This window comes from Rhizobium sp. R634, assembly GCF_002211305.1.
GTDB lineage: Bacteria > Pseudomonadota > Alphaproteobacteria > Rhizobiales > Rhizobiaceae > Rhizobium.
The window spans coordinates 223,077-246,753 of the sequence record NZ_LOKW01000025.1 but is presented as its reverse complement, the minus strand read 5'-3'; the positions used below and the strand labels follow the sequence as shown (position 1 = coordinate 246,753).

General features: G+C 63.1%; 19 protein-coding genes and 1 tRNA gene. 8 read left to right on the top strand and 12 right to left on the bottom strand.

Annotated elements, in window-relative coordinates:
* Nucleotides 1-8: 8 nt before the first annotated feature.
* From ATY77_RS24115 to ATY77_RS24100, 4 genes are all read right to left on the bottom strand, one after another.
* Entirely contained in the window at nucleotides 9-197 is a 189-nt protein-coding gene (locus tag ATY77_RS24115; RefSeq protein ID WP_003567459.1) for a Trm112 family protein, read from the bottom strand.
* Nucleotides 198-205: 8 nt separating this feature from the next.
* Entirely contained in the window at nucleotides 206-892 is a 687-nt protein-coding gene (locus tag ATY77_RS24110) for an LON peptidase substrate-binding domain-containing protein (protein WP_190237693.1), read from the bottom strand.
* Between the two features lie 74 nt (nucleotides 893-966).
* Nucleotides 967-1,944: a thioredoxin gene (gene trxA / locus ATY77_RS24105; protein WP_088689145.1), complete on the bottom strand. Its 978-nt coding sequence runs from the start codon at nucleotides 1,942-1,944 to the stop codon at nucleotides 967-969.
* 160 nt (nucleotides 1,945-2,104) lie between these two features.
* Complete coding sequence (locus ATY77_RS24100; RefSeq protein ID WP_088677498.1) at nucleotides 2,105-2,614, bottom strand: prolyl-tRNA synthetase associated domain-containing protein; 510 nt, start codon at nucleotides 2,612-2,614, stop codon at nucleotides 2,105-2,107.
* Nucleotides 2,615-2,871: 257 nt separating this feature from the next.
* On the opposite strand from ATY77_RS24100, the gene ATY77_RS24095 reads away from it, so the two are divergent.
* Nucleotides 2,872-2,946, top strand: a tRNA-Gly gene (locus ATY77_RS24095).
* A gap of 80 nt (nucleotides 2,947-3,026) precedes the next feature.
* On the opposite strand, the gene ATY77_RS24090 is transcribed toward ATY77_RS24095, so the two are convergent.
* A complete protein-coding gene (locus tag ATY77_RS24090) occupies nucleotides 3,027-3,635 on the bottom strand; it encodes a TetR/AcrR family transcriptional regulator (protein ID WP_088689144.1) in 609 nt (202 codons plus the stop codon).
* A 96-nt stretch (nucleotides 3,636-3,731) separates the two neighbouring features.
* On the opposite strand from ATY77_RS24090, the gene ATY77_RS24085 reads away from it, so the two are divergent.
* The 4 genes from ATY77_RS24085 to ATY77_RS24070 all read left to right on the top strand — a co-directional run bounded on the left by ATY77_RS24085 (nucleotide 3,732) and on the right by ATY77_RS24070 (nucleotide 9,441).
* Nucleotides 3,732-4,460, top strand: coding sequence for an NIPSNAP family protein (locus ATY77_RS24085; RefSeq protein WP_088689143.1), 729 nt, complete (start codon nucleotides 3,732-3,734; stop codon nucleotides 4,458-4,460).
* A gap of 146 nt (nucleotides 4,461-4,606) precedes the next feature.
* Nucleotides 4,607-6,043 carry a M81 family metallopeptidase gene (locus ATY77_RS24080; RefSeq protein ID WP_088689142.1) on the top strand — a complete coding sequence of 479 codons (1,437 nt, stop codon included), beginning with the start codon at nucleotides 4,607-4,609 and terminating at the stop codon, nucleotides 6,041-6,043.
* Between the two features lie 42 nt (nucleotides 6,044-6,085).
* A complete protein-coding gene (locus ATY77_RS24075; RefSeq protein ID WP_088689141.1) occupies nucleotides 6,086-7,870 on the top strand; it encodes a gamma-glutamyltransferase family protein in 1,785 nt (594 codons plus the stop codon).
* A 239-nt stretch (nucleotides 7,871-8,109) separates the two neighbouring features.
* A complete protein-coding gene (locus ATY77_RS24070; protein WP_088689140.1) occupies nucleotides 8,110-9,441 on the top strand; it encodes a glucoamylase family protein in 1,332 nt (443 codons plus the stop codon).
* 56 nt (nucleotides 9,442-9,497) lie between these two features.
* On the opposite strand, the gene ATY77_RS24065 is transcribed toward ATY77_RS24070, so the two are convergent.
* From ATY77_RS24065 to ATY77_RS24045, 5 genes are all read right to left on the bottom strand, one after another.
* Nucleotides 9,498-10,535 (bottom strand): ABC transporter ATP-binding protein, encoded by a 1,038-nt coding sequence (locus ATY77_RS24065; protein WP_088689139.1) that lies wholly within the window; start codon nucleotides 10,533-10,535, stop codon nucleotides 9,498-9,500.
* A complete protein-coding gene (locus tag ATY77_RS24060) occupies nucleotides 10,532-12,199 on the bottom strand; it encodes an iron ABC transporter permease (protein ID WP_088689138.1) in 1,668 nt (555 codons plus the stop codon). Before ATY77_RS24060 ends, ATY77_RS24065 begins: the two co-directional genes overlap by 4 nt.
* Nucleotides 12,200-12,262: 63 nt before the next feature.
* The gene (locus tag ATY77_RS24055; protein ID WP_088689320.1) at nucleotides 12,263-13,285 is read right to left on the bottom strand and encodes an iron ABC transporter substrate-binding protein; all 1,023 of its coding nucleotides are present in this window, start codon (nucleotides 13,283-13,285) and stop codon (nucleotides 12,263-12,265) included.
* A gap of 201 nt (nucleotides 13,286-13,486) precedes the next feature.
* Nucleotides 13,487-15,025 (bottom strand): aldehyde dehydrogenase family protein, encoded by a 1,539-nt coding sequence (locus ATY77_RS24050; protein ID WP_088689137.1) that lies wholly within the window; start codon nucleotides 15,023-15,025, stop codon nucleotides 13,487-13,489.
* Nucleotides 15,026-15,050: 25 nt separating this feature from the next.
* Nucleotides 15,051-16,334, bottom strand: a complete 1,284-nt coding sequence (locus tag ATY77_RS24045; RefSeq protein WP_088689136.1) for an FAD-binding oxidoreductase — start codon at nucleotides 16,332-16,334, stop codon at nucleotides 15,051-15,053.
* 199 nt (nucleotides 16,335-16,533) lie between these two features.
* Here ATY77_RS24045 and ATY77_RS24040 point away from each other — a divergent pair, with 199 nt between their 5' ends.
* From ATY77_RS24040 to ATY77_RS24030, 3 genes are all read left to right on the top strand, one after another.
* Nucleotides 16,534-17,442, top strand: a complete 909-nt coding sequence (locus ATY77_RS24040; protein ID WP_088689135.1) for a LysR family transcriptional regulator — start codon at nucleotides 16,534-16,536, stop codon at nucleotides 17,440-17,442.
* A 68-nt stretch (nucleotides 17,443-17,510) separates the two neighbouring features.
* Nucleotides 17,511-17,747 (top strand): Lrp/AsnC ligand binding domain-containing protein, encoded by a 237-nt coding sequence (locus tag ATY77_RS24035; protein WP_003567502.1) that lies wholly within the window; start codon nucleotides 17,511-17,513, stop codon nucleotides 17,745-17,747.
* 145 nt (nucleotides 17,748-17,892) lie between these two features.
* Entirely contained in the window at nucleotides 17,893-19,071 is a 1,179-nt protein-coding gene (locus tag ATY77_RS24030) for a glycosyltransferase family 4 protein (RefSeq protein ID WP_088689134.1), read from the top strand.
* A 22-nt stretch (nucleotides 19,072-19,093) separates the two neighbouring features.
* On the opposite strand, the gene ATY77_RS24025 is transcribed toward ATY77_RS24030, so the two are convergent.
* The gene (locus tag ATY77_RS24025; RefSeq protein WP_088689133.1) at nucleotides 19,094-22,405 is read right to left on the bottom strand and encodes an alpha/beta fold hydrolase; all 3,312 of its coding nucleotides are present in this window, start codon (nucleotides 22,403-22,405) and stop codon (nucleotides 19,094-19,096) included.
* An 88-nt stretch (nucleotides 22,406-22,493) separates the two neighbouring features.
* Entirely contained in the window at nucleotides 22,494-23,672 is a 1,179-nt protein-coding gene (locus tag ATY77_RS24020; RefSeq protein ID WP_088689132.1) for a glycosyltransferase family 4 protein, read from the bottom strand.
* Nucleotides 23,673-23,677: the final 5 nt, after the last annotated feature.

Genomic DNA, 23,677 nt, shown 5'->3' with positions numbered 1-23,677 from the left:
AGAACAGTCTATTCGTCGAGGCGCCTGGCCTCGGACACCAGCATGATCGGGATGCCGTCGCGGATCGGATAGGCAAGCTGCGCCTTTTCCGAGACGAGTTCGTTGTGCTCGCGATCATAGGAAAGCCGCCCCTTGGAGAGCGGGCAGACCAAAAGTTCGAGCAGTTTCGGATCGACGCGGCTGAGTTTTTCGTCCATGGCCGAGTTTACTGCAGAACCGTGTCGGAGTCACCGAAGACCCGCGCTAGCACGATCTCGGTAATGGCGATCAGCGTCTCCGCCCGCGTCTTCAGATCCGGCGCCTCGAGCAGCGCCTGCTTTTCCGCCGGCCCGAAGGGCGACATCATGGCGAGCGAATTGACGAGCGTCAGATTGCTCGCCCGTTCGACGCTCTCCCAGTCGGCCTCCAGCTTGTTGGCATCGAGATAGGCCTTGAAGGCGGTCAGAAGCGCCGTGCGATCGACAGCCTCCTCCTCGTTCCCGGCCGAAAGGTCGGCGATGAAGGGGGCGATGCGGAAGGTCCGGAAGGGATCGCCCGTCACTTTCTCTTCCAGCAGCCGGAAGCGGCAAACGCCGGTGAGCGAAACGATATAGCGCCCGTCGCCGGTCTCGGCGAAGGAGGTGATGCGGCCGAGGCAGCCGACGCTGGCGAGACTGTGCTCGCCGCCCTTGTCCTCGTGCTCGCCGAGCGCCGGCTGCACCATGCCGATCAGCCGGTTTCCGGCAAGCGCCGAATCCAGCATCGCCAGATAGCGCGGCTCGAAGATGTTGAGAGGAAGCTGCCCGGCCGGCAGGAGAAGGGCACCGGTCAGGGGGAAGACGGCGATCGCATCAGGCAGATCGCCCGGCTTCAGGTATCTGGCATTCCCGACTTGCATGAAACCGTCCCGCATTCTTGTAACGGGCGTGCCCGTCTGACGAGAATGTGGTGCCCCCGCCCAAAAACGCAAGGGCAGATATTGTAAACTTAGGAAAACAGCATCGCCGAAAGCTTGCGCCGGGCAGCAACCGTCGCCGGATCCTTGAATCCCCAGACCTCGAAGAATTGCAGCAGCTGGCGCCGCGCGCCGTCATCGTCGAAGGCGCGGTCCTTGCGCATGATCTGCAGCAGGTGCTCGGCCGCCTCGTCGCGCCGGCCTTCGACATTCAGGATCTTGGCGAGCTTCAGCCGCGCCTCGTGATTATCGGGGTTCGCCGCCAGCTCACCTTCGAGCGCGACGGGATCGCCGAGCTTGCGGGCCTCCTCGATCTGATCGAGCTTCTTCAACACCGCCTGAATGCCGGCATCCTTGGCGATCTCCTCCGGCAGATCGGTCAGCGTTTCGCGCGCCCGCTGATGCTGGTTTGCGGCGATCATGCATTCGGCCATCCCGGCAAGCGCCTTGGGATTTTCGGGAGCAGCCTGCATCACGGCGGCATAAAGCTGGGCGGCCTCGTTGATATTGCCGGCGGCAAGCAGCTCGGCCGCTTCCGCAAGCACGGCTTCGATCTCGGCCGCCTCGTCGGCGCCGGCGGGGCCGCCGATCCGGTCGATGAATTGGCGCACCTGGCTTTCCGGCACCGCGCCCATGAAGCCGTCGGCCGGACGGCCGTTGACGAAGGCGATGACGGCGGGAATGGACTGGATGCCGAGCTGTCCGGCGATCGAGGGATGGTCGTCGATATTCATCTTGACCAGCTTGACGCGGCCCTGTGCTTCATTGACCACCTTTTCCAGAACAGGCGTCAGCTGCTTGCACGGACCGCACCATGGCGCCCAGAAATCGACCAGCACCGGCTGGTTGCGCGAATCTTCGATGACATCCTTGGAGAAATTGGCGGTGGTCGTGTCCTTGATATAGCTGCCGGCCGCAGCGGCCGCGGGCGCAGGCTGGGCGCCGAAGCTTGCCGTCGCCGACATCTGATTGCCGAAGGAACTGTTATAGGGGTTGTCGCTGCCGCTCATAGGTCTCTCCCGCCGCGCCGATCCTGCCGGCATCTCTGCTAAAGCATGTCGCGTAAAAATATGTAGCGGTTTTGCGATAAGGACATGCGCAAAACCAAAGACTAAAACGCGGCTGGCGGATCTGAAAGACCGCCACGCGCTTCAGCGCTAAAATCGTATGTCAGGACGTCACTTTCAAGACAAGCGGCTTATGTCCCGTCGCTTCCATGAAACGGACGAGGTCGCCGCTTGCAATCGACGTCGTCGCATCATTGGCCAGCGGATGGCAATTGATGATCTCCTCGCGCATGAGATCGGCATCGAGCACGAAGGTCACGCTTTGGGCGGTATCGTTGATCGCGCCGAAAGCGGTGACCGCGCCCGGGATGACGCCGAGATACTCCATCAGCTTCTCCGCCCTGCCGAAGGAGACGCGACCGGACCCGCCGATCAGATTATGCACCTGCTTGAGGTCGACATCGGCATTTTCCTCCACGGTCAGCAGGAAATACCTGTCCTTCTTGTCCTTGATGAAGAGGTTCTTGGTGTGACCGCCGGGGATCTCGTCGCGCAGCGCGACCGATTCGGCCACGGTGAAAACAGGCGCATGATCGACCGTCTTATGGGCGATGCCGAGGCCGTCGAGGAAGGCGAACAGTTCTTCTCTTGTCTTCGGGGTGTTTTCGGACATCGGGCAATCCATTGTATGGGATAGGAAAAGGTCGAGGCGTCCTGATTAAGTCCGTCCACAGCATTTGGCAATCTTCGCCACCGACGCTCTACCCCCACATTTGCGGCCTTTTCGCCCCTCTCGCACGACCTCGAGAATTTTTCTTCGCCTCTTCGTCATTTCCCTGTTGCATTTGAAAATCCGTTAGGCCATATAGCGCCCGTCGCCACGAGGCGGCGCCCACGGTCCAACGACTACCCCGGACCGATGCGGATTGAGCGGGTGTAGCTCAGGGGTAGAGCACAACCTTGCCAAGGTTGGGGTCGAGGGTTCGAATCCCTTCGCCCGCTCCAGTTTTCCCAATGTGCATGCCGACGATTTAGATAACAAGCTCGTGCCGAGCGCGCTGTCGATTGTCTTTCCTTCGCGCCCTTCAGCGATATTTCGCCGCCAGCAGCGCCGCCAATTCCACACGGCAGTCGATAAGCGGGCCGACGTCCTGGCGCGCCTTAGACATCGCCATGGCGCCGGAATAGCTGGCGATCACAAGGGTCGCGAGGCTCTGCGGGTTGAGTTCCCGCGCGCGGTTTTCTTTAACATCCGTCTCGAAACTGGCGGATAGTGCTTCGTGCCAGGCGCCGAATACGGCGCTGACAGCTCCGCGCATTTCCGCGTCATGCTGGGAAATTTCCATCGCCATGTTGTTGAGCGGGCAGCCGGAAACCCTGCCGTTCTGCGTCAGCTCGCCGATGATGCTTTCGAAGATCGAATCGATCGCGGCCGGCGCATTCGTGCCGGTGTGGAACGGCTCGATCCATGTTTGCCGAACGGCTTCGGATACGCGGTCGCGAATGACCGCAAGCCCAAGGTCGCGCTTGACGGGGAAATGATGCGCCATCGCGCCGCCGGAGACGGAAGCCCTTTCGCGCAGCTCCAGCATGCCGGTCGCGAGATAACCCTGGGTGACGAAGGCATCATAGGCGGCAGCGACGATCCGGCGGCGCACGCCCTCGGGGTCATTGGTTCTTCTGTTTTCGCTCATGATGTCTCAACCGGGTCAGCGCGCAGAATAGCATCTTGACAAAACAGGTCAATTGCCCTGTTCTTAAAACAGGATGATCGACCTGTTGAGGAAACCATGAATCCGCACACCATCTTCGAGCTTCGCCGCTACCGGCTTCTGCCCGAGAGCAGGGAAGCATTGATCCATCTGTTCGGCCGGGAATTCGTCGAACCCCAGGAGGCGCTGGGCATGCGCGTCGAAGCGGAGTTCCGCGATCTCGACGATCCTGATTCCTTCGTGTGGGTTCGCTCCTTCAGGGACATGGAAGCCCGGACGGAGGCACTCGCATCCTTTTATTCAGGCCCCGTCTGGAAAGAACATGGACCAGCCGCCAATGCGACGATGCTCAATTCGGACAACGTCCTGCTCCTGAAGCCGGCTGCCGGGATCGACCCGTTCCCGCATAACCTGCCAAGGGATGCGGAGGCAGGCCGATCCCGGGCGAAGGGCCTGATCGTCGTCAATATCTGCTCGCTCGCGCCTGGAACGGAAGAGGATTTTTCCAGGTTCTTCCGCGACCATGCGCTCCCGCTCATTCAAGAGGCCGGTGCGCGCATCGATGGCTTGTTCGTGACCGAGCGAAGCAGGAACGGCTTTCCCAGGCTGCCGGTTCGCGAGGGCGAGACGGTGTTCGTCTGGCTTGAATGCCACGCGGATCAGGACAGCCGAACCGCCTATCAGGACCGGTTGCGGCAGAACCGCGTTTGGACGGACGAGATCTACCCGACGATGGATGGTCAGTGCTGGCGGAAGATCGAAGTCGCGCGTCTCACGCCGACATCGCGGTCGCTTTGCGCCTGGTGAGCGGCTTCATTTTCTAATTTATTGCGGTTGATTGGCTCGCTTTGCGAACTATCATCGGGATCGGACAATTCGGCGCCTCTTCGAATCGAAACCCTCCATCGCCGCCCTTATTTCCTGATCGGTCCCAACGTCAGCAGAGGTTCATCATGCGCATCGCCATCGGTGGCATTCATATCGAGTGCAGCACTTACAATCCCGTCCTGAACGAGGAGAAGGATTTTCGCGTGCTGCGCGGCGCCGCGCTGCTGGAATCGCCCTATTTCGCGTTTCTCAGGGATTATGACGCCGAATTCCTGCCGACCATCCATGCCCGCGCCATCGCCGGCGGCCCGGTGTCTCGCGCCACCTATGAGACCTTCAAGAGCGAATTCCTCGAGCGGCTGAAACCGATGCTGCCGCTCGACGGGCTCTACCTCGCCATGCACGGCGCCATGTATGTCGAGGGCATGGAGGATGCGGAAGGCGACTGGATCTCCGCTGCCCGTGGGCTGGTCGGGGAGCAATGCACGGTTTCGGCAAGCTACGACCTGCACGGCAACGTCACGCAGCACATCATCGACGCGCTCGATATCTATTCCACTTATCGCACCGCGCCGCATATCGATGTCGAGGAAACGATGCGCCGCTCGGTCTCCATGCTGGTGAAGAGCCTGAAAACCGGCGTGCGTCCGGTCGTTCTCTGGGCGCCGATCCCGGTCGTCCTGCCCGGCGAGCGCACCAGCACCGTCGATGAGCCGGCTAACAGCCTCTATGCCTTGCTGCCTGATATCGACGCGATGGACGGCGTCTGGGATGCGTCGCTGATGGTCGGCTATGTCTGGGCCGACGAACCGCGCGCCACGGCCGCCGCCATCATGACCGGCACCGACCGCGCGGTGCTGGAGCGAGAGGCAAAGCGCCTCGCCCAAGCCTATTGGGACGCACGCGGGGACTTCGTCTTCGGCTGCGAAACCGGCTCGATCGAGGAATGCGTGGCGAGAGCCGTCGCCAGCCCGACCGCACCGGTCGTGCTCGCCGAATCCGGCGACAATCCGACCGGCGGTGGCGTCGGAGACCGGGCCGACGTGCTGGCCGAACTGATCGCCAAGGACGCGACAGACGTCGTCTTCGCCGGCATTGCCGACAAGGCGGCGACCGAGGCCTGCTATGCCGCGGGCATCGGTACCGGGCTCGACCTCAGCGTCGGCGCCTCGCTCGACAGCCAGGGCAGCCAGCCGGTCACCGCCCGCTTCATTGTCAAATTCCTGCATGAGACCGCCGATCCCTCTGACCGGCAGGCCGTCGTTTCGACCGGCGGCATCGATCTTGTGCTTTCGGCCAAGCGCCGGCCCTATCACAATATTGTCGATTTCACCCGGCTTGGCCTCGATCCGCACCGGGCGAAGATCATCGTCGTTAAATCGGGCTATCTCTCGCCGGAGCTGGCGCCGATCGCCAATCCGAACCTGATGGCGCTCTCGCCCGGCGTGGTCGATCAGTTCGTCGAGCGCCTGCCGCGGCTGCGCAAACAGCGCCAGACCTACCCATTCGACAAGGATTTTGCCTTCGAGCCGCAGGTTTTCCTCTCCGCACGCGCGGCCTAGACCGATCCCTCAAGGAATGCTCCTCCGGAAAGGAACGCCGACATGACCGCATTCACGACCCGTCCCGAAATCCTCGGCACCTTCGGCGTCGTCACCTCGACGCACTGGATCGGCTCGGCGGTGGGCATGAGCATCCTCGAAAAGGGCGGCAACGCCTTCGACGCGGTAATAGCCGCGGGTTTCGTGCTGCAGATCGTCGAGCCGCACCTCTGCGGCCCGGGCGGCGACCTGCCGGCGCTGATCTATTCGAAGAAGAAGGACAAGGTCGAAGTCATCTCAGCGCAGGGGCCGGCTCCCGCCGGCGCGACGATCGAGCACTATACCGGGGAAGGCCTGTCGCTGATCCCCGGCGACGGTCTGCTCGCGACCGTCATCCCCGGCGCCTTCGACGGCTGGATGCTGATGCTGCGCGACTACGGCACGATGAGCGTTCGCGACGTGCTGGAACCGGCGATCTTTTATGCCGAACACGGCCATCCGCTGTTGCCGCGCGTTTCAGCCACCATCAAAGGGCTGGCGGCTTTCTTCGAGAAGGAATGGCCGACCTCCTATGAAACCTGGTTGCCGGGCGGCAGCGTCCCAGAAGCTCACTCGAACTTCCGCAACCCGGTGCTGGCCGAAACCTGGAAACGCGTCATCGCCGAAGCCGAGACGACGAGCGGCCGGGAGGCGCAGGTGGAGGCGGCGCGCGACGCTTTCTATCGTGGCTTCGTCGCCGAGGCGATCGACGATTACCTGAAGACCGCCGAGGTGATGGATGCGAGCGGCAATCGTCACAGGGGCGTGCTCACCGCAGATGACATGGCGGGCTGGTCGGCGACGATCGAGGAACCGCTGACCTATGATTACCACGGCTGGACGATCGCCAAGACGGGGCCTTGGGGCCAAGGCCCCGTCTTCCTGCAGGCATTGTTGATCCTGAAGGGTTTCGATCTGGCCGCGATGAACCCCGCCGGCGCCGACTTCGTCCATACCGTCACCGAGGCGATGAAGCTCGCCTTCGCCGACCGCGAAGTCTATTACGGCGATCCGGATTTTTCTGAAATCCCCGTCGCCCATCTGCTGTCGGAGACCTATGCGGCCGAGCGCCGCAAGCTTGTCGGCGCGGAGGCTTCCTTCGATCTTCGCCCGGGTGTCGTTGCCGGCTTCGAGGCGCAGCACGATCTGACGATGAAGATGCTCGGCGCCGACTCCAAGACCGGCATCGTCTATGAGCCGACCATGGCGCATCTCTCGGAAAAACGCGGCGACACCGTGCATATCGACGTGATCGACCGCGACGGTAACATGGTTTCCGTCACGCCCTCCGGCGGCTGGCTACAATCTTCGCCCACCGTGCCGGGTCTCGGCTTCTGCCTTAATTCCCGCGCGCAAATGTTTTGGCTGAAGCCAGGCCTGCCGACCTCACTGGCGCCGGGCAAACGGCCGCGCACGACGCTGACGCCTTCGCTCGGCCTCTATGAGGGTCGCCCGACGCTCGCCTTCGGCACGCCGGGCGGCGATCAGCAGGACCAATGGCAGCTCTCCTTCTTCCTGCGGCATGTGCATCACAAGCTGAACCTGCAGGCAGCGATCGATCAGCCGCTGTTCCACACCGCGCATTTTCCGAGCTCCTTCTATCCGCGTACCCGCGAGCCCGGCAGCCTGATGGTGGAGGCGAATTTCGGGGCCGATGTGCTCGATGCGCTCGCCCGCAAAGGCCACAAGCTGACCGTCGCCGATCCCTGGACCATCGGCCGGCTGACCGCCGCCCGGCGCGATGCCGACGGACTGATGCGCGCTGCGGCGACGCCGCGCCTGATGCAGGCCTATGCCGTCGGCCGATAGCTTTTACATGCTGCTGGTAGGAAATTATTGCAGAAAACAGCGCAAATAGGCCGGTGAAGCGTGGTCTTTTTGCTGCACTGCTTATATTACTTATCCTAGATACTATTTCACTGATAATTGTTAACGCCAACCCTCCCGCTTTTGTGTTCTCTTATCCCTGCGAATCAAAAAGGGTTGATTTGCCGGGGGACGCCTTTCATGTTGAAGCATGGGGCGATGCAACAGTTGGGTAGGAGCCTATGCTGCAACGGATTGAAGACATTGATGCCGCGCTAATCGACAGGTTGCAGCATTCAGCGTTCAAGTATTTCCTGAAATATTCCAATCCCGAAAATGGCCTCGTGGCAGATACTTCGATCGGCGGCGTGCCGGCGAGCATCGCGGCGGTCGGTTTTGCGCTTTCCTCCTATCCCGTCGGCGTCGAGCGTTCCTGGATCAGCCGCAGCGAAGCGGCCGAGCGCACGGTCAATACGCTGCGCTTCTTCGCCGAAGCCCGTCAGGGCGAAGAGCGCCACGCGACCGGCCATCGCGGCTTCTTCTACCATTTTCTGCACATGGATACCGGCAATCGCGCCTGGAACAGCGAGCTTTCGACCATCGACACGGCGCTGCTTCTCGCCGGCGTGCTGACGGCGGCGCAATATTTCAATCGTGAGGACGAGACGGAGACCGAGATCCGCGAGCTCGCGACCTTCATCTACGAGCGCGTCGACTGGCGCTGGGCGCTGAACAAGGGCGACACCATCTCCATGGGCTGGAAGCCCTCTTCCGGCTTCCTGCGCTGGCGCTATCACGGCTTCGACGAGGCGATCATCCTCTACGCGCTGGCGCTCGCCTCGCCGACGCATCCGATCCCGCAATCCTGCTACGACGCCTTTACATCAAGCTATTCCTGGATGATGTTCAACGAGCAGCCCTATCTCTATGCCGGACCGCTCTTCATCCATCTCTTCTCCCACGCCTGGATCGATTTCCGCAGCATCCAGGACAAGCCGATGGCCGAGCGCAACTGGGATTATTTCCGCAACACGCAGGTCGTCATCAACATGCAGCGCGACTATGCCGAGCGCAATCCCGGCCGTTTCGTCGGCTACAACCGGAATATCTGGGGCTTCACCGCCTGCGACGGCCCGCCGCCGACGCGGCGCATGCGCGGCGGCCGCCAGCCGAAGGTTTTGGGTTATGCCGCGCGCGGCGCCCCGCTCGGCCCGGATGACGGCACGATCGCGCCCTGGGCGGCCCTTGCCTGCCTGCCCTATGACCGGCAAGCCGCGCTCGACGGCACCAAGGCGCTTCTGACCACCTATCCGAACCTGCTCTTGGAAGGCGGCTTCCCCGGCGGCTTCAATCCGACCGTCCAGACGAAGCGGCCGGAAGGCTGGGTCGACGACCGCACCGTCGGCATCGACCAGGGCCTCGTCGTCATGACTGTCGAGAATGAGCGCTCCGATTTCATCTGGAAGCTGATGCGGCAATCGCCGGTGATCCGTCTCGGCCTCGAACGCGCCGGCTTCACCGGCGGCTGGCTCGAAGGCATCGAGCCGGAAGAGCTGGTGCGCAAATTCGGCTGAGCAACGCATACCGCTCGGAAGCGCGCAGCGGTTCCGGCATATCGATGCGAGGCGCCTCAGCCTTCGAAAACATGCGCCTTGCCTGAGATATCCAGGCGAACGAGATCGCCTCGCGCCGGAAGCGCGACGCTCGAGGTCTTGATCCTGATCGGCGGCAATGCGACGCCGTCGAGCGAGACGGCGACGGTGCAGACCGCGCCGCCGAACTCCACCTCCACGACCCGTCCGGCATGATTGCGGTCGCTGTCATCGGCAACGACGCGGATCTGCTCGGGCCGCAGCATGATCTCGGCCTTGCCCTGACGGCTGCCCTCGACGGCGACATGGCCCAGCGCGCAATCCGCAAGCCCGTTTCGGATGATGGCGGGAAGCAGCACGGCATCGCCGAGGAACAGCGCCGTTTCGCGATCCCGGGGATGTAGATACAATGATTGCGGCGAGCCGGCCTGGATCAGCCGTCCTTCCCTCAGCACCGCCACCTGATCGGCAAAGCTCAGCGCCTCTTCCTGATCATGCGTCACCAGAATGGCGGTGATGCCGGCCGCCTGCAGCACGCGCGCGACCGCCTTGCGCATGTTTTCGCGCAAGCCTGTATCGAGCGCCGAAAACGGTTCGTCGAGCAGCATCAGCCGCGGCTTGCGGCCGAGGGCGCGGGCAAGCGCCACGCGCTGCTGCTGGCCGCCGGAAAGTTGATGCGGGCGCCTGACCAGCATGCCACGGTCAAGCTCGACCATATCAAGCAGCTCAACGATGCGCTTCTCGCGGTCCGCAGCCCCTTTCTCGAAACCGAAGCCGATATTGTCGGCAACGCTGAGATGCGGAAACAGCGCGCCGTCCTGCGAGACGATGCCGATGCCGCGCTTGTGGGCCGGCACCGCTGCCGGGCCATCCGCCAGCACTTCGCCATCCAGCGTCACCGTGCCGGCATCCGGCTGTTCGAAGCCGGCGACGATGCGCAGCAGCGTCGTCTTGCCCGAGCCGGAGGGGCCGACGACAGCCGTGCGGCTGCCCGCCTGCACTTCGAGCGAGATATCCTTCAGCGCCTGCACCGGGCCGTATCGCTTGCTGATAGTGTCGATCGTAAGCAGCGTCATTGGCCGGCGGTCCGTTTCGATTGCGTATAAAGCATGAGGGTGAGCGGCAGCGACAGCACAATCATCATGAAGGCGTAGGGGGCGGCCGAGACATAGTCGATCTCACTGGTCAGCGACCAGAATTTCGTCGCCAACGTATCGACGCCATTGGGCGACAGCATCAGCGTCGCCGTGAGTTCGTTGGTGATGCCGAGGGCGGCGAGCGCCACGCTGGCGGCCGCTCCGGGGGCTGCAAGCCGCATGGTGATCTGCCGCACCGCCTGGCCCGGCGTGCGGCCGAGGCCCATGGCAGCGCGCTCCAGCTCCACCGGCGCCTGGGCGATGCTGGCGCGCAGCCCCACCATGGCGCGCGGCAGGAAAAGCATCACATAGGCAACGAGCAGCGTCGCGAAGGTCTGGTAGAGCGGCAGCACGAGACGCACGGTGATCGTCACCAGCGCCAGCGCCACGACGACGCCAGGCAGCGAGCCGACATAATAGTGGCAGGCTTCGAGCAGGCGCTGGAAGCGGCCGGGCGCGCGCACGGAAAGCCAGGCCATGGGTGCCGCGGCAATCGTCGCCAGCACGCCGCCGGCAACGGCGAGCACGATCGTCTGCAGAAAGGCGCTGCCGACCTCGATGCGCCAGATTTCGAGACCACCGAGATAGAGCCAGCGTCCGAGCGTCACCAGCGGCACGCCGAGAGTGAGCACCGCGAGCACTGCGGGCAGCAGGAGAGCCGGCGCGGCAAACCAGCCGAGCCGCCGGCGATCGGCCGGACGCGGCGCGCCGGAGCCGACGCGGGCATAGCGTTCATTGCCGCGCAGCAGCACTTCGAGGCCGAGCAGGAAGAGACAGCAGGCGACAAGCACGCCGCCGAGCATGTTGGAGGCCGGGCTGTTATAAGAGGACTGGAACTGGTCGACGATCGCCGTTGCGAAAGTATCGAAGCGGATCATGACGAACAGGCCGTATTCCGACAGCAGATGCAGCGCGATCAACAGCGAGCCGCCGCAGATGGCAAACCTGAGTTGCGGCAGCACGGCGCGGAAGAAGACGCGCCAGGGATCGAGGCCGAGCGAGGCCGCGGCATCCTCGATCGCCGGATCGAGGCGGCGCAACGCGGCGGCGACCGGCAGGTACAAAAACGGATAATAGGCGATCACCGAGACGAAGACGCCGCTCTGCAGGCCGCGCATGCCGGGAATGAGGCTGACCCAGGCATAACTGTGCACGAAGGCGGGCACGGCGAGCGGAGCGATCGCCAGCCAGGCCCAGAGCCGCGCGAAGGGAATGTCGGTCCGCTCGGTCAGCCAGGCGAGCGTCACGGCAAGCGCGATCGACAGCGGAATGGTGATCGATTCCAGGAGGACGGTGTTGACGAGGAGTTCGCCGACGCGCGGCCGGAAGACCAGCGCCTTCACCGTTTCCCAGCCGACATCATAGGTGATCCAGCCGATGAAGCCGAGCGGCACGAGGCTGAAGATCGCCACGATGGTTGCAAGCAGAACCACGGAAGCGTGCGGCATGCGCCCGCGCGGCAACACCATTCGCACGGCTGCCGTCGCGGCCGGCGCCTCGGTGCCGGATGCCAGCAATCTGTTGTCCTGCAGCAAGGCCGATGCCTTCACACGCTGAAAAAGGAAGGCAACCGCTTTCGGAAAGCGGTTGCCGGATATCGTCATGCCCTAAGGTTTTCTTGAGCCAAAAGCAATAGTTTTGGCCGGATGAAGCCTGCGGCAGAAAGGTCAGATCAGGCCGGCGGCCGTCATCAGTTCCACGACCTTCTTGCTGTCCAGCGTCGAAGCCTCGACCTTGGGAGCGTTGAGATCGGAAAGCGGGACCAGCTTGTCGTTGGAGGGAGCATCCTTGCCGACGGCATATTCATAGGACGTGCCGTCCTTGAGAACCGCCTGGCCGGCCTTGCCGGTGATGAACTTCAGGAAGGCCTGGGCTTCCTTCATGTGCTGCGTGGATTTCAGGATACCGCCACCCGAAACGCTGACGAAAGCACCCGGATCCTGGTTCTTGAAATAATGCAGGCCGACATTCTTGCTGTTTTCGCCGGTCTTCGCCTGATCGCCGAACCAGTAGTAATGGTAGATGACCGCGCCTTCGACTTCGCCTGCATTGACAGCCTTCATGGCCACGCTGTTGCCCTTGTAGGGCATGGCGTTGTCCTTGAGGCCCTTCAGCCATGCCTTGGTGGCGTCTTCGCCCTTCAGCTGCAACAGGGCCGCGACGATAGCCTGGAAGTCGGCACCGGCGGGGGCCGCGCCCCAGCGGCCCTTCCAGGCCGGGTCTGCGAGGTCGAGCAGCGACTTCGGCAGCTTGTCTTCGGTGAGCTTGGTCTTGTCATAGGCAAAGACCGTGGTGCGCGCGGCAATGCCGGTCCACATGCCGTCGGCCGGGCGGTACTGCTCCGGAACCTGATCCAGCGTTTCCTTGTCGACAGGGGCGAAGAGGCCCGCACCGTCGACCAGCGTCATCGCCGGCGAGTTCTCGGTGAGGAATACGTCTGCCGGAGAGGCGTCGCCTTCCTGAATGATCTGGTTGGCGAACTGCATGTCGCTGCCCTGGCGCATGGTGACCTTGATGCCGGTCTCCTTGGTGAAGGCATCGATCCATTCGCGGCCCAGACTCTCGTGCTGGGCGTTGTAAACAACGATACCTTCGTCCTGCGCCTGGGCGCCGCCGGCGAGCGTCGTGGCGGCGAAAAGAGAAGCGGCAAGCGCGAGTGCGTGGGAAAAATGATTAAGAGCGACAGTCATGATGGCCTCCATGGCGATGCCACCCAAGCTCCCAGGGGTGGTGAGAGGCGTATATTTTTCTTGAATGACGATTTCAAGTTTGATCGTCAGGAAAAGAGCATCACAATATCTTGACTAAGTATATCATATTACAACGGAATAAATCGCAATTCAGCTGAGAAGGGCGGCGCTCCTCGAGCGCCCGCCCTGTGGTATCGCGGCTTATTCCACGTCGAACTTGACGCCCTGGGCCAGCGGCAGGGTTCTGCCGTAATTGATCGTGTTGGTGGCGCGGCGCATATAGGCCTTCCAGGCATCCGAGCCGGACTCGCGCCCGCCGCCGGTTTCCTTCTCGCCGCCGAAAGCGCCGCCGATCTCGGCGCCCGAGGGACCGAGGTTGACGTTGGCGATGCCACAATCCGACCCGTTTGCGGAGACGAAGGTCTCAGCCTCGCGCATGTCATTGGTGAAAATCGACGACGACAGCCCCTGCGGCACGGCATTGTGCAACGCCAGCACGTCGTCGAAATCGCTGTATTTCATCACATAGAGGATCGGCGCGAAGGTCTCGTGCTCGACCGGCCCCGTCTGCTCGGGCATTTCAACGAGCGCCGGGCGAACGTAGAAGGCATCGGCCGAACCATTGTCGACGCGCTCGCCGCCGGTCACCTTGCCGCCGGCCGATTTTGCCTCGCCGAGCGCGGCCTGCATCTTCTCGAAAGCCTGGCCGTCGATCAGCGGTCCCACGAGCGTGCCGGTTTCCAAAGGATTGCCGATGGTGACGGAGCCGTAGGCCTTCTGCAGCCGCGGCACCAGCTGGTCGTAGACGCTTTCATGCACGAAGAGACGGCGCAGCGTCGTGCAGCGCTGGCCTGCCGTGCCCATGGCGGAGAAAGCGACGCCGCGCAGCGTCAGGTCGAGATCGGCGCTCGGGCAGACGATCGCCGCATTGTTGCCGCCGAGTTCGAGAATGGCGCGGGCAAAACGCTGCGACAGGCGCGGACCGACGGCGCGGCCCATCGCCGTCGAGCCGGTGGCCGAAACGAGCGGGATCTTGGGATGGTCGACCAGCACCTCGCCGACGTCGCGGCCGCCGATGATCAGCGTCGACAGATTGGCCGGCGCCTTGCCGCCTTCAGTGACGAAGCGCATCAGCGCCTTTTCGAACAGCGCCTGCACGGCGAGCGCCGTCAGCGGCGTCTTTTCGGAGGGTTTCCAGACGGTGGAATTGCCGCAGACGATCGCCAGCGCCGCATTCCACGACCAGACGGCGACGGGAAAATTGAAGGCGGAGATGATGCCGACCACGCCGAGCGGATGCCAGCTTTCCATCATCCGGTGCTCGGAGCGCTCGGTGGCGATCGTCAAGCCGTAGAGCTGACGGGAAAGGCCGACGGCGAAATCGCAGATGTCGATCATCTCCTGCACTTCGCCAAGGCCTTCCGAGGTGATCTTGCCGACCTCGATCGAAACGAGACGGCCGAGCGCCGTCTTTGCGGCGCGCAGTTCCTCGCCGAGCAGGCGGACCAGCTCGCCGCGCTTCGGCGCCGGAACCGAGCGCCATTCCAGGAAGGCACTATGCGCTTCCTCGATCGCCGCCTTCGTCTCGGAAACGGTGTGCTGTCTCAGTTTGCCGATTTCCTTGCCCGTGACCGGCGACGTGACGGACAGCGTGCCGCCCTGATAGCGGCCGGCATCGACGCCGAGTTCGGCAAGCAGCTTGGCGGTTTCGGTGGCGAGATCGAGGACGGCGATGGTCATTGTCGTGGTTCCAATCTTGATTTTGTCAGAAGCGGGCATCGGCGAAATGGGCGACCTGCGCGCCGGCTTCGTACCATATTTCCTTGAGCGCCCGGAAGCTCGGTTCGGTGGGCGCAGTCAGCGGCAGCGGCAGATCGGCCTCTGAAAGCCGGCCCAGAATGTGCTCCGCCAAGGTGCGGCCGAAGACCGTTCCCGGCGCGATGCCGCGGCCATTATAACCGGAAAAGCCGACGATCCCCGGCGCAAATTTGTGGAAGCGCGGCAGTGCATTGTCGGTCATGCCGATCTGGCCATACCATTCGCATTCGAATTCGACATCGCCGATGATAGGAAAGAGCCGCTTCAAGGCGCGCTTGGCCCAGCCCTTGTGTACGGCAAGCCCGGTATTGCGCAACGCCCCGACGCTGCCGAAAACGAGGCGGCCGGCCTGGTCCGTGCGGAAGGAGGAGAGGATGTCCTTGGTGTCCCAGGCACCCTCCCGCCCCGGCAGGATCGACTGGCGCAGATTATGGCCGAGCGGCACCGTGGCGAAATTGAAATAGGGCAGATAGACCTGCTCGTTGCGCACCTGCTCGAACGGGCCGGTGCTGTAGGCATCCGTCGCGACGATGATCCAATCCGCGCTGACTTCGCCCTTGGCCGTCTTCACGCGCCAGCGGCTGCCGCTGCGCTCGGTCGTAACGACCGGGCTCGATGTATGGATGGCGACGCCCGCCTTGACGGCGGCATGGGCGAGACCGCGCGCATAGGCAAGCGGCTGCAGCGTTCCGGCGCGCATGTCGAGCAGCGAACCGGCATAGGCATCGCTGCCGATGCGTTTGGCGGTCTCCGCCGCGTCGAGCAGTCTCACGGGCGCGCCGCGGGCGGACCATTGCGCCGCGCGCTCCTCGATCTCCTTCAGCCCATCCGGCCCGACAGCGCAATGCAGCGTGCCGTTCCGTTCGAGCTCGCAGGCAATCCGATGCCTGTCGATCAATTCCATGACGAGCTTCGGGGCGCCGCCGAGCAGGTCGAGCAGGCGTTCGCCATGCACCGGGCCGAGCACGCCGGGCAGATCGTCGGGCATCACCCACATGCCGGCATTGATCAGCCCGACATTGCGTCCCGCGCCGCCGAAACCGATCTCCTTGCCCTCCAGCAGCACCACCTTCGAGCCGGCTTCTGCAAGATGCAGGGCGGAGGAAAGACCGGTGTAGCCGCCGCCGACGATGACGACATCGGCCGTAGCCGCGCCTTTGAGAGACGAGGTCGCCGGCGCTTCGGGGGCGGTCTTTTCCCAGAGGCCGTGGGAGCGCGGATCATTCAGCATGGCTCGGTCCGATCGGATGGAATTACGGTACTCTAAAGCATAAAACGAGGACTTGAAGGGCCGCCTGGCACCGTTGGGACACGAAGACCTTCGGCATCCGGAAGCTCCGGCTCATTCCGTTTTTGCAGGATGAAACTCTTTACAAGCTCCGGAAAGCCGGAAATATCGAAATTTCGGAAATAGCTCATTCTGAACCGGAATGACCATGCTCGCTTCAAGACGTTTTCTGCCATCGATCTCGCATCTCGCCGCCTTCGAGGCGGTCGCCCGCACCGGCAGCGTCACCGCCGCCGCGCGCGAGCTCGACCTGACGCAGAGCGCCGTCAGCCGCCAGGTGAGCGCGCTGGAAGAGCAGCTCGGCGTCGAGCTCTTCCTGCGCGAACGCCAGACCATGCGGCTGACGCTTGCCGGCGACGGCTATGCCCGCGAGATCCGCGAGGCGCTGCGGCGCATATCGAGCGCCTCCTTGAACCTGCGCGCCAATCCGCATGGCGGCACGCTCAATCTCGCCATCCTGCCGACTTTCGGCACGCGCTGGCTGGCGCCGCGCCTCGGCCGCTTCCTCGCCGCCAATCCCGGTGTCACGATCAATCTGGTGACCCGTCTTTCGCCCTTCGATTTCCGCCTCGATTCGATCGACGCCGCCATCCATTTCGGCCATCCGCATTGGCCGGGCGCCGAACTGGCTTTTCTGATGTCGGAGCGCACGGTGCCGGCCTGCAGTCCCGATTTTCTCAAGCGATACGTGATCTCGCGGCCGGAAGACCTGCTTGCCGTTCCGCTTCTGCACCTGACGACGCGGCCCGACGCCTGGGAGCAATGGTTCGCCGGCAACGGCGTGTCCTTCGAAAGCGTGCACGGCATGCTCTTCGACCAGTTCGCCACCGCAGCACAAGCCGCCGCCGCCGGCCTCGGCGTCGCGCTGCTGCCGACATTTCTGATGCAGGAGGAACTCAGGCGCGGCGATCTCGTCGCCGCCGTCGACCGCGAGATGGAAAGCCGCGAGCGCTATTATCTCGCTTTCCCGTCCGAGCGCGCCGACTATGCGCCGCTTACCGCCTTTCGCGACTGGATCGTCGCGGAAGCCGCCGCCAACCCGGCGGCGTGACGAACGGCTTGCATCCGTACGGTGCTTTCGACCATTATGCGTGCAAACAAATCTTTCAGGAAATTCCCATGAAGCCGATCTTCGTCCAGCTCCAATGCGCACCCGGCAAGACCTACGAGGTCGCCGACGCCATCTACCAGACCGAACTGGTCTCGGAGCTCTATTCCACAAGCGGCGATTACGATCTGCTGCTGAAGGTCTACATCGAAGAAGGCCAGGATATCGGCAAGTTCATCAACGACAACATCGCCAATATTCCAGGCATCGTCCGCTCGCTGACGACGCTTACTTTCAAGGCCTTCTGATTCCCATCAGAGACGGTTAACCTTTTTCGCGAAGAATCGACTCCGCAGGACGTGGCTGAAACCACGCCTTAACGCCCGAGATATCTGGTCGCTGCTATAAGATCCGCGCCAACACGAGCTTGGCACGCGCAGCGACAGGTGGAAAATGGCGATCATCGAGGCAGACAGGGTGCGCGAGAATCCGCAGCCGGAAACGGCTCCGCTGATCGTCCATGTCGTGCGCCAGTTCCTGCCCAATCGCGGCGGCCTGGAAGACGTCGTCGCCAATCTCGGCCGCCAGACCCTCCGCCGCGGTTATCGCGTGCGCGTCGTCACCCTCGATTCGCTCTTCACCGCCCCTGAGAAAAAGCTGCCGCCTTGCGAAGATATCGACGGCATCGAAGTCGTGCGCATTCCCTGGTCCGGCAGCAGCCGTTATCCGCTGGCGCCACAGGTTTTCCGCCATCTCGCCGATGCCGATCTCCTGCATGTCCATGCCATCGACTTCTTCTTCGATGCGCTCGCCTGGGGCCGGCTGCTGCACGGCAAGCCGATGATCGTCACCACCCATGGCGGTTTCTTCCACACCAGGAAATATGCGGCGATCAAGAAGATCTGGTTCCGCACGTTGACCCGCGCTTCGGCGATGGCCTACCGCCGCGTCGTCTGCTGCAGCGCTTCCGATCTCAAGCAGTTTTCCGAGATCGTGCCTGACAGCCTGTTGATCGAAAACGGCGCCGATATCGGCAAATTCGCCGATACCGCTTCGCGCCGGGCAAGGCGCCGCATCGTCACGATCGGCCGTTTCTCGGTGAACAAGCGGCTCGACCATCTGCTCGATGCGATGGCCGTGCTGAAGGCCCGCGACCCGGAATGGCATCTCGACATCGTCGGCGCCGAATCCGACCTGAACCGCAGGGATGTCGAAAGCGAGATCGAAAACCGGAACCTGACCGGCCGCGTCACCCTGCATGTGTCGCCCGACAACGATACCATCCGCCGCATCATCACCGAGGCTTCGCTCTTTGCCTCCGCCTCGGAATATGAGGGTTTCGGGCTGGTGGCGCTGGAGGCGCTGAGCGCCGGTCTCCAGCCGGTGCTGAACGCCAACGATGCCTTTGCGACGCTCGCCGCCCGCCATCCCGCCATCAAGCTCACCGATTTCACCAATCCTGAAATAGCCGCCACGGCGATCGTATCAGCCTATGAAGCACTTTCGGGCGAACCGGACATCGTCCGCGCGAGACTTCTCGACGCCGCTCGCGGCTATTCCTGGGATATCGTTGCCGGGCGCTACATCGATCTCTACAGATCGTTGAACATCGGCGCTGCCGAAAGTCTCTGAACCCACTCGTTGAAAATTGCGATCATGCTCTGGCGAGGCGGATGATCTCGTCGAGCACGAATTTGCGCGACTGCGGCGGCGTCAGATTGTGGTCGGCATCCGGCAGCATCAGGAGCCGCACGTTCGAATAACGGGAAAGCTTGGCGCCGCGCGGTCCGAAGTGGAAATAGACGTGGTCGAGCCCGACGTCGCCTTCGCTGTAGATCAGCGTCAGCGGCACCTTGCGCTTGCTGAACAGCGCGAAGGAATGCCGGACCTCGCGGGCGATATGGCGCCGGTCGGGAAGCAGCTCGAGCAGCGGCGCGACAAAGGGCGACAGCCGCCGGCCGCCGGCAATGACGATATTCTGCAGCGCCGCCACGACATCCACCTGGCCGCTGACGAGCCGCTTCAGCGTATCGAGCCGCGCCAGGCGCTGGCCGTAATCGTCGAGGCTCCGGGGGACGGAAACGACATGTTCCCTGCGCACCGGCACCTCGGGATCCCAGTAATAGACGAAAGGATTGATCGAAACGACCGCCTTCAGCCGCTCGTCGGCGACGCCGGCGCGGAAGGCGACGTAGCCGCCGCTGCACCGGCCGGCCACCATGACGGGACCGGCGACGACGCTTTCGAGCAGATCGAGCGCGGCGATCGCATCGTCGGTCTGCGTCTTGGAGTAAAGCACCTGCTCTGGCGCATCCGGCCGCGGCGGGCTGTCGCCGACGTTGGCAGAATCGAAGCGCAACGAAACGACGCCCTGGCGCGCCAGTTCGCGCGCCATATCCACTGTCGTCCGTCCCCAGCCGGCATGCCGGTCATAGGCAGTCGACAGGAAGAGCACGCCGTTGCCCTTGATCTCGCCGACCGGCCGGCTGACGACGCCAACCAGATGATCGTGGCTTCCGAAACGCACCGGCATTTCCACGAAACCCTCACCGGCGAGCGGCGTGCTGCCGATCGTTGCCGGCGAATGCGCGGCGGATGTCTCCGTCGTCGCGCTATCGAGCCACGCCGTCAGCTGCTCGACAACGGCCATGGGCGTCTTAGCAAAAAGCGGATTGGTGACGAGTTCGTCATAACCTTCGAACGCCGTCTGCTCGACATCGGCCCCGAGCGCCCTCAGTGCATCGGCAAAGCCGGTATCCTCGGCCCGGATCGGGCGTTCGAGGATCAGGTAGCGGGACGCTGCGAGCCCCTGCGGCGAGGCGATGTTGAGCTTGCCGAGCTCGGCGGCGATCTCCTCGGGCATGACGAGCCCGGCGATCTGCACCTTGGCGGCCTGCACATGCTCCTTGCCGAGGCCGAGATCGGCATCGATGATCTTCGACCACATGTTGAGTTCGCGCAGATAGGCCCGCCCGCTCAGCACCGGCGCCAGCATGACGAGACTGTCGACACCGTCGATCGAAGAGCCGATCCGCTGGGCGAGAGTCCCGCCGAGGCCCTGCCCGATGAGGATGACGCGATCGCAGCCGGTGAGCGACTTCAGCTTGGCGGCCGCCGCGCGGATCGAATTTTCCCAGGTTTCCAGGCTTGCCGGCAGCGCGCCGAAATCGAGCGCATCGCCGGTGCCGCGATAGTCGAAGCGCAGGCTCGGCACGCCGATATCGGCAAAATGCTCGGCCGCAACACGGAAGAATTTGCGGCTGCACATCTCCTCGAAACCCCAGGGGCTGACGAAGAGCACGGCGGCCGAACGCTTCTTCACGTCGGCATTCTCCGGCATGAACAGGCCGATCGTGCCATCGAAGACGACGGGCAGGGCAGCGCTGCGCCCCGCGCCCTCGGCAGGCTCCAGCGAGAATTCGCCGGGGGCGACCTTGGCGCGATCGGGATCGTCGGGAAGCCGCGGCGCAATGAAATTGATCATGTGGCCGACCGGCCGCCGCAGCGCGGACGGCATCTTTTCGAGAATGGAGCGCATCACTTCCACATCCTCGCGCGGCACGGCGCGCAACACGCGAAGCGCGGCGAAATGGGCGAAGGTGCCGGCGATGATCGCGAAGACGAGGCCGACCGGGCCATGGACGAATTCGAGAACGGAAATTGCCGCGCAGGCGCACAATACGGAGGCGAGCATCACCTTCGTCAGGCTTGCATAGAGACCCGAAAGCTGGGACCCGAACCCGGTCTGTCTGATCATCATCACCGACATCGCAACGAACACGAGAATGCGCACGATTGCGGCCCCCTCGGCGGCAAGCCTAGGTACGATCAGTAAACAACCCGCTACCATGAGGAGGCCACCTATCACACTGATGTTCAGGCGGGAGCGGGCCTTGTCCATCGACAGAAGATAGAGGCTGAGGATCTGCATGAAAGTATAGGCGGGCGCGACGAGCGCGAGCAGCGCCACCACCGTGCCGCTGCGGCGGAACGCTTCGCCGAACACCACATACACCAGCTCGCTGGAGATCGCCGCAAGCCCGAGGCTCATCGGCAGCACGATATAGGCCATGCTGCGGGTGACGGCGGCGAAGACTTCGACCGGCAAGGTGGAATCGTCGCTGCTGTGCCGGCGCTCGGAATAATAGGGCAGCAGGCTGCCGGTCATCTGGATCGGCAGTTGAAGGGCGATATTCGCGATCGACAGGCCGACGGCATAGTAGCCGACCATTTCCACCGACCAGAACTGCTGCAGGAAGAGCAGCTCGAGCCGGTTGAGAAAGATCGAATCGATGATGAACTGGATCGACAGGATGACGGAGGAAGAGGCGAGGTATTTGAGCGAAACCCCGCACCAGTCGCGCCGCGCAAGAAGGATCGGCAGCGTGGCGAAAAACAGCACGAGCTGGCCAAGCGCATAGCCGACGAGGACGCCTTCGACGCCATAGAGAACAGCGCCGCCGGCGACCCCGGCGAGCTGGATGATCGAGACGGCGACCGTCAGCTTGAAGAAGCTGCCAAGCTTCTTTTCGCCGATCAGGTAGAATTTGACGAAGGATCCGATCGCCTGGACGAAGAACAGGGCGCCCGTGACCAGAGCGACGGAAGGCGCGGTTTCCGCCCAGTGCATCTTCTCGGACGTCAGGAAAAACAGGGCGTAGAGCGCCAGCAGCACGACGGTCGAAAACATCATGAAGCTGACGAGGATGGAGGCAAAGCCCCGCCGGCGGCGGGCATCATAGCCCTCCGCTGAAAGCTGCGGCAGCGTCTTCAGCAGCGTGATGCTCGAGCCGAGCTCGGCGATCGAGGCGCCCGTCACCACCAGCCACAGCGAGAAGGCGACGATGCCGTTTGCCTCAGGTCCGAGCAGCCGGGCGGTTATGATCGAGGAGACGAAGCCTGTCAGCAGCAGCAGCATGCCCGCCGCCGCATTCATCACCGAGTTTGCGATAATACCCTTCGACATCTATCCATCCGCCAGGATCGGCCTAAGGCCGGATACCCGCCATCTCTAATGCGAAAATGTTAAAATAAAGCGGAGCGGTGATCTCACCTTAGCTGGCTTGCATCGCTATCAGCTTCTCGAGCGCCTTCTCGTAGCTGTTCTCGGCGAGGTAGCGCAGCAGGAATTCCCGCGCCTTGCCGGCCTTCTCCCGCGCAAGCTCGGGCGCGCGGAAAATCTCTCCCAGATGCGCGGCCGCGATTTCAGGAGAGGGATCTGCCCAGACCGCGTCCTTGAGCCCGGCAAATTCCGGATGCGTATCGACAACGGGAATGAGGGGAGAGGCGACCGGCCAGCTATTGTCGGGGTCGCAGAAGTCCACTGTCCCCGACCAGGCGGTGGATATGACGGGCGTCCCCTGCATGATCGCCTCGGCAACCGTCAGTCCGAAACCTTCCGAGCGGTGCAGCGAAAGATAGGCATCGGAAGAGCGGATGAGACCGTTGATATCGGCATCCGACAGCCTGTCGGTGACGATCTTGATCCTGATGTCGCCCGCAACCGAAGCGATCAGCTCGCGCAGGTCCGCATCCTTATCGACATTGCCGCTGGCCTTCATCAGCAGAAAAGCACGCGGGCATTCGGCGGCAAATATCCTGAAGGCGTCGATTACGGCCTGCGGGTTCTTCCTGTTGATCGACGATCCGGCGCTGAAGATGAAGCTGACCAGAAAAGCGTCCTTTTCGATGCCGAATTTCTCTCGCATGCCTTCCGTCGCCGCCTTTTCGGTGACGGGATGCGGAACCACGATAACGGGCGCCTTGGTGAGAGGGGCAATCGTGCGCCTGGTGAATTCCGACGGCACGAAGATCGCATTCATGTAACGCAATCCGTTGCGCCATTCCGCCGGCACCACCTCAAGCTCCCAGGCGAAATAGCCGATGTTGAAGGCGCGGGTGAAGTTCGCGAGCCCCTTCTTCAGGATGGCGCGCGGCAGCATCGGCGGATTGAGATGCCAGATCCGGCTCCCCGGCGGTACGGTGGAGAGATGCGATGGCGCCCAGCCGGCAAAGGACTTCTCATCCGGATGCGTGCTCACATCGGACAGCGAAATTGCCTGCCCCGCCTCCGCAAGCGCACCGGCGCAGAGCCTTGCCGATTCGCCGACGCCGACGGCCATCGAGAGATAGCCGACGATTTCGACGGGCTTGCGCGGATTGAAGGCAAGGCGCGACCGAGGGATCAGCCGCTGCAGGACGTGAGCACGCAGAAAGCGGTATGTCGTTCTCAAAACAC